The sequence below is a fragment of the Paraburkholderia sp. CHISQ3 genome (assembly GCF_030464945.1).
Taxonomy (GTDB): Bacteria; Pseudomonadota; Gammaproteobacteria; order Burkholderiales; family Burkholderiaceae; genus Paraburkholderia; species Paraburkholderia megapolitana.
On record NZ_JALPRG010000007.1, the window covers coordinates 1 to 12,554 of the forward strand.

Consider the following 12,554-nt stretch of genomic DNA (forward strand, 5'->3'; position numbering starts at 1 on the left):
GACTCGTTACGTTGCTGTTCGTCGTGCTCAGACCCGTCGACAGGCTACTGATGCCTGTCGAGGTGGACGTGGACAGCGAGTTCACACCCGTCGACAGCGAGCTGATGCCCGTGGATGCGGAGCTCGACAGGCTCGTCACATTGCTGTTCGTCGTGCTCAGACCCGTCGACANNCAGGCTGTTAATGCCAGTCGAAGTCGAAGTGGACAGCGACGAGATGCCGGTCGATGCGGACGTCGACAACGAATTCACACCGGTTGACAGCGAGCTGATGCCGGTGGACGTCGAGCTCGACAGGCTCGTCACATTGCTGTTAGTCGTGCTCAACCCCGTCGACAGGCTGTTAATGCCAGTCGAAGTCGAAGTGGACAGCGACGAGATGCCGGTCGATGTGGACGTCGACAACGAATTCACACCAGTTGACAGCGAGCTGATGCCGGTGGACGTCGAGCTCGACAGGCTCGTTACATTGCTGTTCGTCGTGCTCAAACCGGTCGACAGCGAAGTGATCCCCGTCGAAGCTGAAGTCGACAAACTCGTCACATTNNCCGTGCTATTGGTCGTACTGAGACCCGTCGACAGCGAGCTGATGCCGCTCGACGTCGAACTCGACAGACTCGTTACATTGCTGTTCGTCGTGCTCAGCCCAGTCGACAGCGAAGTGATCCCCGTCGAAGCTGAAGTCGACAAACTCGTCACATTGCTATTGGTCGTACTGAGACCCGTCGACAGCGAGCTGATGCCGCTCGACGTCGAGCTCGACAGACTCGTTACATTGCTGTTCGTCGTGCTCAAACCGGTCGACAGCGATGTAATGCCCGTCGAAGCCGAAGTCGACAAGCTCGAAATGCTGCTCGTCGTCGTGCTCATGCCGGTGCTCAGCTGCGACACGGTCACCGCATCCTGCGGCGCGGAGCCATCGGCCACATTGGTAATCCGGCGCAACGCCGTCGAGTTACCCACCGACACTTCCGACTGCGGCGCTGCCTGTCCGGTCAGATAGCCCGTACCCGTCGGCGCAGTCGCACTCGTGGTACTGCCCGCACCCAGCGCCACGCTGCCCGCGCTGCTGGCCACCGCGCCGTTGCCGATCGCGACGCCATTGGACGCCGATGCGCTCGCATTCGGGCCCAACGCCATCGCGTTCACCCCGGTCGCACCGTTGTTGTTGTAGTTGCCCTGCTGTACGCCGTTGTCGTTGACGCTGTAGTAGTGCGAGCGCGTGGCCGACACAACGGTGGACAAGCTCGACACGCTGCTGCCCGTCGTGCTCAGGCCCGTCGACAGCGACGTGATGCCCGTCGAAGTCGACGTGGACAACGTGTTCAGACCGGTCGACAACGAGCCGATACCGCTCGAAGTCGAGCTCGAGAGACTGACGATACCGCTGCTCGTCGTGCTCAGGCCGGTCGACAGACTGCTGACGTTGCTATTGGTCGTGCTCAAGCCAGTCGACAGGCTGGTGATACCGGTCGAAGCCGACGTGGAAAGCGAGCCGATACCCGTCGACGTGGAGCTCGACAGACTCGTCACATTGCTGTTGGTCGTACTCAAACCAGTCGACAGACTGGTGATACCGGTCGAAGCCGACGTCGACAGCGAGCCGATGCCCGTGGATGTCGAGCTCGACAGGCTCGTTACATTGCTGTTAGTCGTGCTCAGCCCGGTCGACAGGCTGTTGATACCCGTCGAAGTCGAGGTAGACAACGACGCGATGCCGGTCGAAGCGGACGTCGACAGCGAACCGATACCCGTGGACGTGGAGCTCGACAGGCTCGTTACATTGCTGTTGGTCGTGCTCAGCCCGGTCGACAGGCTGGTGATGCCCGTCGACGTCGAGGTGGACNCAACGACGCGATGCCGGTCGAAGCGGACGTCGACAGCGAGCCAATGCCCGTGGACGTGGAGCTCGACAGGCTCGTCACATTGCTGTTGGTCGTGCTCAGCCCGGTCGACAGGCTGGTGATGCCCGTCGAGGTCGAGGTAGACAACGACGCGATGCCGGTCGAAGCGGACGTCGACAGCGAGCCAATGCCCGTGGACGCGGAGCTCGACAGGCTCGTTACATTGCTGTTCGTCGTGCTCAGGCCAGTCGACAGGCTGGTGATGCCCGTCGAAGTCGACGTGGACAAGGAACTGATACCCGTCGACAGACTCGCCACGCTGGCGCCGGCCGTGCTCAGACCGGTAGACAGCGAGCTAATGCCCGTGGACGCCGAGCTCGACAGGCTCGTCACATTGCTGTTGGTGGTGCTCAGACCGGTAGACAGACTCGCGTCGCGACTCACCGCGGTGCTCAGCCCCGTCGACGTCGAGCTCGACAGGCTCGTCACGTTACTGTTGGTCGTGCTCAGGCCAGTCGACAACGAAGTGATGCCACTCGACGTCGAACTCGACAGGCTCGTGAGATTGCTGTTCGTCGTGCTGAGACCGGTCGACAGCGAATTCACGCCGGTCGACAACGAAGTGATCCCCGTCGAAGCCGAAGTCGACAAGCTCGAAAGGCTGCTCGTCGTCGTGCTCATGCCGGTGCTCAACTGCGACACGGTCACGGCATCCTGCGGCGCGGAGCCGTCGGCCACATTGGTAATCCGGCGCAACGCCGTCGAGCTGCCCACCGACACTTCCGACAGCGGCGCCGTCTGTCCGGTCAGGTAACCGGTGCCTGTCGGCGGAGCCGCGCCGGTGACGCTGTTGGCCCCAAGCGCCACGCTGTTCGTGTACGCCGCAGTGGACGAGGTACCCAACGCCAGCGAATTCGTCCCAGCAGCATTCGCGTTAACGCCGACCGCCATAGCCTGGAAGTTGGACGCTGTCGCACCAACACCGATCGCGGCCGCGCTGCTGCCGCTCGCGGTCGAGAAAGTGCCTACGGCAATCCCTGCGTTCCCCGACGCTATCGCAATCGGCCCCATGGCAACCGAACTGGCACCGCTCGCAGTAGCGCTCGAACCAAACGCGGTCGCAGCACTCGCCGAGGCCGTCGCAAGAGTACCGAACGCCGAAGCCTGCTGAGCGGTACCGCTGGCGTTGCCCGCTACACTCCCTTGTCCTACCGCAGTGGCCGTCAACGTCGACGCCGTAGAATTGCTGCCAATGGCTATCGCTTGCTGCGCCGAGCTAGTGGCGCTTGGCCCTATCGCAATAGAACCGACTCCCGATGACGACGCCGATGTGCCAAACCCAAGTGAGTTCGTCCCGCTAGCCGTCGACGTACCAAGCGCGACTGCCGAGGCCCCGCTCGCCGTGGACGACACGCCCAGCGCAACCGCGTTCGACGCACTCGACGTCGCGCCTACGCCAACGGCAAGCCCGTTCGTCGCCGCCAGCACCACGCTCGAGGAGCGGCCGATCGCGATGCCCTGGGCAGCAAGCGCCGCCGCACCGCCGGTGCCCGTGCTATTGCCGCCGCCAATCGCAATCGCGCTCGAACCCGACGCCGTCGTATCGTTACCGATCGCCGTTGCGCCAGTGCCGGTCGCCTTCGAGCCCGAACCCATCCCGATGGCGCTGGCTGCGTTTGCCGTGCTGTTCTGACCGAAAGCCTGCGAGTAATTGCCGCTCGCCGTTGCGTTGGCACCGATGGCAATCGAGGTGGTGCCGGACGCCGTCGTCGCGCTCGATGCAAATGTGCCGCTAACACCGCCGATCGAAATCGCCTGCGAGCCCGACGCCGTACCGCCGCCCGCCGAGTACTGCGCAAAGGCGACGTTGCTGTGAACCCCCGCGCCCGCGACAACCAGTGCTGCAATCGCCTTCGCTACCGCCGATTTACTCGGTTTGCCACGCGCAGACGCAAGCTCCGAAGCCGCAACCCAGGCACCCAGAGCTTCATTCCAGATAGATCTATATGTTTTATTCATTTCGAATCCCCTCTCCGGTAGCGCCTGTGCGCGGCAGCAGAATTTTCAAACGCTTGATGGAAATCAATCTGTCGACAAATGCAAAGGGCTGCGCGCTCAGATTTAAGTGAGCGGATTGTATCTTCGTGTATTTTTTTCAATTGTCAAATAATGAAAGATCGTCATGTACGAAACGTAAAGAAATGTCAAATCTACATATTGCACATCCTACGAAGCCCCTTTTTACCTGGCAGAGCGGGCGGCCACACAGTTTTGCATTTGTCTAGACAATAAACTAACTTCAAGCGCTGAGGATTTTAAATTAAATATTCATCAGTAAAATTATTGACATTATTCACGCAGAATAAAATATCTCTTTCATGAGAAATTCTCCGCAATCGACCGTCGAAAATGTTCTGTTTAGTTCACGTAACCCTGGTGGAAACCCAGGCTAACCGCTGGCGTTTGTCGGCTACCGGACGGTCGGTAATCCGACGCGCCGGCTAATATCGCTGCGTTTGACCTTTCTTAACGGTTGGATCCGTCAAACGGCGTTATCTTGTTATTTGGCCGGACGGACCGGGCACCACGCGCCCGCGTGCGCGCGGCGACAACCGCTTCAAACATACATTCGACCGATCGCCGTCGGCCGTGCCCGCCTCGACAGGCTGCAGCCTTGCAAACGGCAGCGCCTTTTCCGTTCACTTGTGGAACGCAAAGATGTCCGACCGCAGCGGGACTCCCAGAGGAATGCAACGTGAAGAACATCGGTAGTGGATTGAGCGCACCACCCAGCCGTGCGATGGATGCCGGCGAAACGTCCCGGCGAAGCGACGGTGCGCTCGCCGCGCGCGTGCGCAGAGGTCTGCACGACGGCGAGTTCCGCGTCGCGTTCCAACCGATCATCCATGCGCAGACGTCCCGGCTGTCCAGTATCGAATGTCTGCTGCGCTGGCAGCATCCCGATTACGGTCTGCTGCTGCCAGGCAGTTTCGTCGAGGCGTTCGAGGATGCACGCGCCGCGCGCGAAGCGAGCTACTTCGTTCTCGAATCGGCCTGCGAGCAACTGCGTACGATGCAGCGCGAAGGTCATCCGTTGCCGCGCGTATCGATCAACATCCAGCCGTCGCAACTCGCCGACGATGAACTGATCACGACCATTCAGGCAACGACGAAGCGCTACGGCATCGATCCGTCGCACCTGGAACTCGAGCTCGTCGAAACCGCCGACGCCTCGAAGCTGCTGGCCATCAGCGAGATCACCGACTCGCTGCGGCAACTCGGCGTACGCATCGCGATCGACGGTTTCGGATCTGGCTACGCGTCGCTCGCCATCCTGAGCTCCACGCAGATCGATACGATCAAACTTGCACGCGAATTCATGGCCAGAGTGCCGACCTCGCACCGGGCCTGCACCGTAATGTCGTGCGTACTCGACATGCTCGATAAGCTCGCGGTCACGGTGGTGATCGAAGGTGTGGAAACCGAGGCGCAGCTGCGCTGGCTGAGCCGGCGTGCCGAAGTGTATGCGCAGGGCTACCACATCGCACGGCCACAGACGAAGTTCGCCGCCGCAATCGCGATCGGCTAATCGCGATGTACGGGGTCAACGCCCCGAAGCGTCATTAAAATGCATAAAAGCCGTGGATGGCACCCCAAAATGCCATAGACTCTCCGGAGCTTCAGCCGTGGAACGAGGGCACCATGAGAATTGCAATACTTGACGACGATGCGGACCAGGCAGCACTGACGAACGACACGTTAACAACCGCCGGCCACACCTGCCATACGTTCGAGCAAGGTCAACTGCTTCTGCGTCAATTGCGGCGCGAGAGCTTCGACTTGCTGGTGCTCGACTGGAACGTCCCTGATCTGTCGGGCGCGGAGATCCTCGAATGGGTCAGACAGAATCTGTCCGAGCGCTTGCCGGTGCTGTTCGTCAGCAGCCGCGCGCGCGAGTCCGACATCGTGACGATGCTCAATGCCGGCGCCGACGACTACGTTGTCAAACCCGTCTCGCCCGGTGTGCTTACTGCGCGCGTTGCGTCGCTGTTGCGCCGTTCGTATCCGATGAACCCGGCCTCCACGAAAGAAACCTTCGGCAACCTCGAATTCGATCTGAAGGTTCGGCAGGTATCGGTCGACGGCAATCCGGTCAGCGTCACGCAAAAGGAATTCGATCTTGCGTTGCTGCTGTTCCAGCATCTGAGCCGGCCGCTGTCGCGCGCGCACATTCTCGACGCCGTGTGGAAACAGACCACCGATATTCCGTCGCGTACGCTGGATACTCACATCGCGATGGTTCGCACGAAGCTCGGCCTGCGTCCTGAAAACGGCTTTCGGCTTACGCCGATCTATGGCTATGGATATCGTCTCGAAGCGGTCGGTCAGGACGATGCGAACGCAGCGACGGACGCGACGGCGAATCCGTAACGTCTCGGGCTGCCTCGACAGGGTCGCGCTCCAACTGTTCCAGGTCGCTGTTCAGGGTTGACTCATCGGACAATCCGCTCATCTATGCCACAACCCCGCGAACAGCGATCGATAGACGATGATGCCGTCGCATCCATCAGGGAGTGCTACGCTCAAGGACAATACGAAACCGCTATCCAGAAAGCGCGCGTGCTGCTCGAGCAAGCTTGCGATCACGCTGAGTTGCTAAATATTGTGGGCGTGTGTCATCTGAAGTTGGGCAACTTCGACGCCTCTGAAGCGTGTTTAGAGCAAGCGGCGCAGGCTGCGCCGCAATCGGCTGACGTAGACAACAATCTCGGCGTGTTGCATCAAATGACCGGACGGCGGGACAACGCTGAGCGATCGTTTCGACGCGCCATTTCAAAGACATCCAGTCACGGCGAGGCGCTGCTGAATCTGAGCATGCTGCTCCGCTCACAGCATCGCCTGAAAGAGGCGGATCAGGTCATTCGCAGTGCCATCGCGCATGCGCCTCGCAACCATGAGGCGCTGAACGCACTCGGGCTCGTGCTGAAAGACCTGTGCCGCTACGACGAAGCAGATGCGGCTTATCGGCATGCGCTTGCGCTTCGGCCACAGAGTGCTGCCTACAGACTCAATCTAGGGATTCTTTTACTGCACCAGGGCAACTGGATCGAAGGTTTGCCGCTCTTCGAGGCACGCTATGAAGCCGATCTGAAGAACGTCTTCTCCAGTCCTCCACCCGTTTCCTGGCCACAGTGGCGCGGCGAAACGCTCGAAGGTGCATCGTTGCTTGTCTGGCCAGAACAGGGGCACGGCGATCAGATACAGCTCGTTCGTTATGTGCGCAAAATCAAGGATCTCGGCGCCAAGCGGGTTACGCTCGTCTGCTCCGCAGCGACCCGTTCGTTGTTTGCAACGCTACCCGAAGCGGATGCGGTGATTGCCCGCGAGGCGTTCGATGCATCGACCTATCCACCTCATGATTTCTGGACGTACTTCTGGAGTATCCCTTTCAACCTGAGAGAAACGCCCGCTTCGATCCCGGCGAATTTGCCCTATCTGCATGCGCCTCGCAACGCAGCGTCGAAATGGGAACGTCTCATGCCCAAAGGTCGCATGCGAGTCGGCCTGGTGTGGAAGGGGAATGCAAACAATGCCAACGACTTTGCACGGTCTTTACCAGGCCTGAAGACACTCGAACCGTTGTGGCAAATCAAAGGAATCACCTTTGTTAGCCTTCAGAAGGAAGCGAGCGGCGCAGACCTGCAACGCGAGATGGGTGATCGCTTCATCGTGAATCTGGGAAATCGGATCTCTGATTTCTCCGATGTCGCCGCCATCGTGTCGCGGCTCGATCTCGTCATCGGCGTAGACACTGCGGCGATGCACCTGAGCGCAGCGCTTGGCAAGCCCACATGGATCCTGCTTTCAAACGTGGCAACCGACTGGCGTTGGACCTGCGCGGGCTCGACGTCCGCGTGGTACCCCGGTGTCGTGACGCTCTTCAGGCAGGACGCGGAAGAAACGGATTGGTCGGGTGTGGTCGCACGCGTTGTTGATGCGCTGTCCGTAATTCGGGGAAGGTAATCCAATTTTCCCCAAAGTCGAAAAGAATGGTGCCAACCCGATCTTGTAAACGCAAGTCCTCGGATAAACTTAATTACAGGAGGCAGAGTTTCAAGACCCGGGGCTGCATGACAATAGGACGGTAGCTGAAGCAAGAGTCGTCGGAACAGAGTCCGTATTAATAGCATTAACGGTCACTGAGCTAATTGTTTGGTTAGTATTAGGTATACCGGCCCAGCACTGGTAAGAAACTTGTGTACCGCTAGTTATTTGCATATTCACATTTTGCCCAACCCATGCGACCTTCTGGAGATTGCCAAGAGGCGTTCCCGTTACCTGACAGGTACCACCTGTTCCAGTTGAGTCCGACTGGCATGATAGAGAAATTGACTGTACACCACCAATAGCCATCAGCGGTACGAAACAGGACACTATAAACAGTGACGCCTTTTGATATGTCGATCTCATGAAATTTCTCCAATGATTATATCAATTTATCGCCAATAGCGTTGCCTAGAGATTAGGATGGCGACAGTTGCAAAGAGTAGACAGACTCCAAGTCATCGTCAAGAATTTTTCGGAGATTTTAAAAATAACTTCTATCATGAAATATGAAAATGATAAGAATTGTGAAAACAACTTTCATCTCAAAATGCAAATATGGTTCATCACGTCGTCGGGTCAAGTTCATTCCATCAACATCGCAACCACGCAGGTCATGCCGGTCTTTCTACCCGCGATCGCCGTGCGACCCTACCCCCACACAAGTCCTCCCTTATAATGTGATCAAGTTATAACAACTTGTGCACACGCACCCACCCGTCTCTTCCGCACCCTCAAGCATGTCGACCACGCCCTCCGCGATGCCCACGCTCCCCCGTTCCCGCGGTACTGCGCTGCATCGGCAGATCTTCGTCGTGTTGCGCGAACGGATCGTCACGGGCCGCTATGCGGCCGGCGCCGTCCTGCCACGCGAAGAGGATCTGTGCGAGCACTTCGGCGTCTCGCGCATCACCGCGCGGCGCGCCCTCGCCGATCTCGAGGCACAGGGCTTCGTGCAGCGCCGCCAGGGCATCGGCACGTTCGTGCGCGAAGACCTGCCGGTCGCGCGCGCGGCCGCAACGCTCAGTTTTGTCGACGCCCTGCACAAGAGCGCCACCGACACGAAAGTCGAAGTGCTCGGCGTCCATATCGAGAACGTGCCGGCCTCGATTGCCGCACAACTACAACTGGCGCCGGACGAACCTGCTGTCCACGCGCTGCGTTTGCGCAAGACCGGCAATGTCACGCTCATGGTGTCGGACGCGTGGGTTCCAGCGCGCTTCAGCAAACAGGTAACCGCCAGCCGGCTCAAGAAAGAAGCGTTGTACGAAATCCTGATGAACCAGGGTGTCGAATTCGGTCGTGTCATTCAGGAAGTCACCGCGGTGGCCGCCGATCCGACGTTCGCACACTGGCTCGGTACCGACGTCGGTATGCCGTTGCTGAGAGTCACGCGGATCGTCTACGACGTCTCGCTCGAACCGGTACAGCATCTGACGTTGACTGTTTCGCCGGAACATAGCCGGATCGTCACCGACCTGCCGGTCGACAAGATCAATACGCTCGGCACCGGTCAGATCGTTCACGACGTGCAGCCGGAAGAACCGAAACGGAGCAAGCGTCGCGGCGTTTAGCCGCAAGCGCAGTAACAACCACCGCTAGCCAGTCAGCGACTCCAGCGAGCGCCCATTGGTGCGCGGTCCGAGCGTTGCAATCGACAGCGCGACGATGCCCATGCTCGCAGCGATCAGCAGGAGCGCCCCTGAGACTCCCGCCCGGCTCAATGCCCAGGACACGAGAAAGCCGCTGAACACGCCCGACAAACGGCTCCACGCATAGACGAATCCGACCGCGCGGGCACGGATGCGCGTCGGATAAAGCTCTGCTTGATAGGCGTGAAAGTTGTACGACAGAGTGGTCGCACCCAGTGTGACGAGCCCGCCGGTCAGCACGATCCACACTGGTTGACGCACCTGGGCAAACGCGAGACCTGCCGCTGCGACCAGCAGCGCCGACGCGACGATCTGCCACTTCCGCTCGAAGCGATCCGCGTACAGCATCGCAACCAGCGGCCCACAAGGCATCACGAGCGTAATGCCGAGCGTGTAGCCGAGACTCGCGGTCACGTCGATGCCCTGTCGGACGAGAAACGTCGGCACCCAGTTCGAGAAGCCGTACAGGCCGATGGTCTGGAACACGTGAAACGTACACAGCATCACGGTGCGCGACAGATACCGGCGGCTGAACACCTCGCGCAGCTGCCCGGTTTCGGCGCTGTCGGCAACGCGTGGCTCGGGCGATTGAAGCAGTTCGAGCGGCGGTAGCGCCCTGCCGGTATCTCTTTCGACACGCGCCTCGAGCGCAGCAACAACCGCTTCGGCGCGTGCCTGCTCACCGTGCGAAGCCAACCAGCGCGGACTCTCCGGAATCCGCGTGCGAATCACCCAGATCAACACCGCCGCCACCGATCCCACCAGGACGACCCAGCGCCATCCGTCGAAACCAAGCGGTGCGAGCGGCACCAATTGCCACGCGAGCAGCGCGATGGTCGGCACTGACAGATACGTAATCACCTGATTGAGCGCGAACGCGCGACCTCGAACGTGGCGCGGCACCAGTTCGCTCAGGTAGGTGTCGATCGTGACGAGCTCAACGCCGAGACCGACACCCACCATGAAGCGCCAGAAGTTCAGTCCGCCCGCGTCTGTCTGGAACGCCATCACCGCAGCCGACACGGTGTACCACAGCAACGCGAACGTAAACACCGAACGGCGGCCCAGCCGGTCTGCGACGACGCCGAACATCAGCGTACCGACCAGCAACCCCGCGAATGCCGCCGCGATGAAACTCGCGAGACCCGTCATGCCGAAAAACGTCTTCGTCGTCTCGGTGAGAATGCCCGAACGGATGATGCCCGGCGCAAGATACGCGGTCGAGAACAGCTCGTAAAACTCGAAGAAGCCGCCGAGCGAAATCAGGAGCACAAGCATCCACACCGTACGGCTCGCGGGTAACCGGTCGAGCCGCGCACCGATGGTGCCGGTCACGGCATAAGTGCTAACAGCCTCGGTCGTACGCACTTCAGCAGCACCGATAACCTTGCCTGGCGATGACATAACGCTCCCCACGAAAGTCGTTCACGCTACGTGTCAGGCAAACGGATTGGCGACAACCGGCGCCAGCGCCTCGATCAACTCCCCGACGTCGTCGAGCCGTTCGATGTGCAGCACCAGTTCTTCGATGCGCCGCTGCCGGGCCGTATCGATCACGTCACCTGTCAGCGAACGGAACTTTGCAACGATCTCGTCATTCGTCATCTGCACGAGCGGCCTTCCCCGCGGATGGCGCAACAGCATGTCTTCGCAACGGCCATCGGTGAAGAACATCCGCAGGCGCGTCGCGCCGCGCGCGAGCGGGCCGTCCTCGTCGTACGAGGTTTCGTGACGCACGGTGATGCGTTGCATCAGTGTCCACACGTCGTCCGCATCGATGCGTGCGGGGCTGAACTGCTTCATGCGCGCTTCGCCGTCTATCGCGGTGACCGCCACTGCATAGGCGAGATTCATCTGTGCGCCGATCGGCGTGAGCGGCCGCGCAGCCTGCCAGCCGCCGTGATGAAACGCAGCGCTTGCGAGATCGAGTTCGATGCGTTCTATGTCGTCCACATTGAACGGTCGCTGCGCGCGTATCTCGAGCACCGCCTCGATCGGTGCAAGCAGCGCCCCCATCGCCGGGTACGGCTTGATGATGTTCTTCTCGACCTCCCACACGCTACCGAGATTCGCCGCGATCTGTGTGGCGTCGGGCGCGTGTCCTTCGCCGAAGGTCGATAGAAAGCCGCCGTATTCGCGTTCGAACACGCGCTTGATGCCCGTGTAGCCACCCGCCGCAAGCACCGCGGCGTAGAGACCGCTGCGCGACGCGAAGCCGTGATGCATGCGCTTCGACATCGCTTCGAATTGCGCCGCCATCAAGCCGCCCGATTGCGTACCCGCGAGTCCCAGCGCGTCTTCGAATTGCGCGGCATCGAGCCCGTGCAGCTTGCCCGCGGCTGCCGCACTCGCATGCGTGCCGAATACCGCGCCCGAGTGCCAGCCGCGCGACAGCATCTGCGAGCCGTGTAGCGCCAGCCCGACGCGCGGGCCAACTTCGTAGCCGCACATCGCGGCGAGCAGGAAACGTTCGCCGTTCACGCGGCCTAGCAGTTCAGCGCTCGCCAGCAGCGAAGGCAGCACCACCGATGCGCTGTGCAGCGGCGCAAGCGGATGAAAATCGTCGAGTTCGAAGCTCTGGATGAATGTGCTGTTCAGCAACGCCGCTGCCGGCACGCTGGTTTTTCTACCCGAACCGATCAAGGTCGCGCGTTCTCCGCTTTCTAGCGCGCAGACCAGTTCGGTGGCCTTGCTCGACCACGGCAAGCGTGCGCCGACCAGTGCACAGCCGAGACCGTCGAGCGTCAGATACTTGCCGCGCTCCAAAGCACGCTCCGCGATATCGCCGATCTGCAATTCGGCGAGCCAGCTCGCGAGCCGGCCGGTTGGGCCGTCGGGATCGGTGGGCACCGCACCCGATGCCCCGCGTCGGTCCGTCGTAGGTACCGCAGTGATGCTGCTCATGGATGCTCCCTCATGAAAATCCGCGCACGCCGGCGGCGCACGCGATCGAT

General features: G+C 60.4%; 9 protein-coding genes and 2 pseudogenes. 6 read left to right on the top strand and 5 right to left on the bottom strand.

Annotated features, from left to right (window positions below):
• Positions 1 to 44: 44 nt before the first annotated feature.
• On the bottom strand, positions 45 to 1,076 hold the full coding sequence (locus tag M0D65_RS17450) for a hypothetical protein (RefSeq protein ID WP_266253807.1): 1,032 nt from the start codon (positions 1,074 to 1,076) through the stop codon (positions 45 to 47).
• On the opposite strand from M0D65_RS17450, the gene M0D65_RS17455 reads away from it, so the two are divergent.
• Positions 1,030 to 1,173 carry a hypothetical protein gene (locus M0D65_RS17455; protein WP_266253808.1) on the top strand — a complete coding sequence of 48 codons (144 nt, stop codon included), beginning with the start codon at positions 1,030 to 1,032 and terminating at the stop codon, positions 1,171 to 1,173. The genes M0D65_RS17450 and M0D65_RS17455 overlap by 47 nt on opposite strands.
• Before the next feature lie 1,357 nt (positions 1,174 to 2,530).
• Here M0D65_RS17455 and M0D65_RS33135 read toward each other — a convergent pair.
• A pseudogene (locus tag M0D65_RS33135) lies at positions 2,531 to 3,589 on the bottom strand (YadA family autotransporter adhesin); the annotation flags it as partial.
• On the opposite strand from M0D65_RS33135, the gene M0D65_RS17475 reads away from it, so the two are divergent.
• Complete coding sequence (locus M0D65_RS17475; protein WP_266254177.1) at positions 3,582 to 3,719, top strand: hypothetical protein; 138 nt, start codon at positions 3,582 to 3,584, stop codon at positions 3,717 to 3,719. The pseudogene M0D65_RS33135 and the gene M0D65_RS17475 overlap by 8 nt on opposite strands.
• Positions 3,720 to 3,781: 62 nt before the next feature.
• Here the strand turns inward: M0D65_RS17475 and M0D65_RS17480 are convergent.
• A pseudogene (locus tag M0D65_RS17480) lies at positions 3,782 to 3,862 on the bottom strand (ESPR domain-containing protein); the annotation flags it as partial.
• 736 nt (positions 3,863 to 4,598) lie between these two features.
• Between M0D65_RS17480 and M0D65_RS17485 the strand changes: the two are divergent.
• The 4 genes from M0D65_RS17485 (at position 4,599) to M0D65_RS17500 (ending at position 9,522) form a co-directional block, all read left to right on the top strand.
• A complete protein-coding gene (locus M0D65_RS17485; protein WP_266253809.1) occupies positions 4,599 to 5,432 on the top strand; it encodes an EAL domain-containing protein in 834 nt (277 codons plus the stop codon).
• A 113-nt stretch (positions 5,433 to 5,545) separates the two neighbouring features.
• Positions 5,546 to 6,274 (top strand): response regulator transcription factor, encoded by a 729-nt coding sequence (locus tag M0D65_RS17490; RefSeq protein ID WP_266253810.1) that lies wholly within the window; start codon positions 5,546 to 5,548, stop codon positions 6,272 to 6,274.
• An 84-nt stretch (positions 6,275 to 6,358) separates the two neighbouring features.
• Positions 6,359 to 7,867, top strand: coding sequence for a tetratricopeptide repeat protein (locus tag M0D65_RS17495; protein WP_266253811.1), 1,509 nt, complete (start codon positions 6,359 to 6,361; stop codon positions 7,865 to 7,867).
• 821 nt (positions 7,868 to 8,688) lie between these two features.
• Entirely contained in the window at positions 8,689 to 9,522 is an 834-nt protein-coding gene (locus M0D65_RS17500) for a GntR family transcriptional regulator (protein WP_266253812.1), read from the top strand.
• Between the two features lie 24 nt (positions 9,523 to 9,546).
• Here M0D65_RS17500 and M0D65_RS17505 read toward each other — a convergent pair whose 3' ends face one another.
• The gene (locus M0D65_RS17505; protein ID WP_266253813.1) at positions 9,547 to 11,004 is read right to left on the bottom strand and encodes an MFS transporter; all 1,458 of its coding nucleotides are present in this window, start codon (positions 11,002 to 11,004) and stop codon (positions 9,547 to 9,549) included.
• Positions 11,005 to 11,037: 33 nt separating this feature from the next.
• A complete protein-coding gene (locus tag M0D65_RS17510; RefSeq protein ID WP_266253814.1) occupies positions 11,038 to 12,504 on the bottom strand; it encodes an MmgE/PrpD family protein in 1,467 nt (488 codons plus the stop codon).
• Positions 12,505 to 12,554 lie beyond the last annotated feature (50 nt).

What these genes read in the sequence shown, in the direction of transcription:
- M0D65_RS17475 (WP_266254177.1), top strand. Translation starts at nt 3,582, where the DNA reads ATGGCAATCGAGGTGGTGCCGGACGCCGTCGTCGCGCTCGATGCAAAT.
- M0D65_RS17490 (WP_266253810.1), top strand. Translation starts at nt 5,546, where the DNA reads ATGAGAATTGCAATACTTGACGACGATGCGGACCAGGCAGCACTGACG.
- M0D65_RS17495 (WP_266253811.1), top strand. Translation starts at nt 6,359, where the DNA reads ATGCCACAACCCCGCGAACAGCGATCGATAGACGATGATGCCGTCGCA.
- M0D65_RS17500 (WP_266253812.1), top strand. Translation starts at nt 8,689, where the DNA reads ATGTCGACCACGCCCTCCGCGATGCCCACGCTCCCCCGTTCCCGCGGT.
- M0D65_RS17505 (WP_266253813.1), bottom strand. Translation starts at nt 11,004, where the DNA reads ATGTCATCGCCAGGCAAGGTTATCGGTGCTGCTGAAGTGCGTACGACC.
- M0D65_RS17510 (WP_266253814.1), bottom strand. Translation starts at nt 12,504, where the DNA reads ATGAGCAGCATCACTGCGGTACCTACGACGGACCGACGCGGGGCATCG.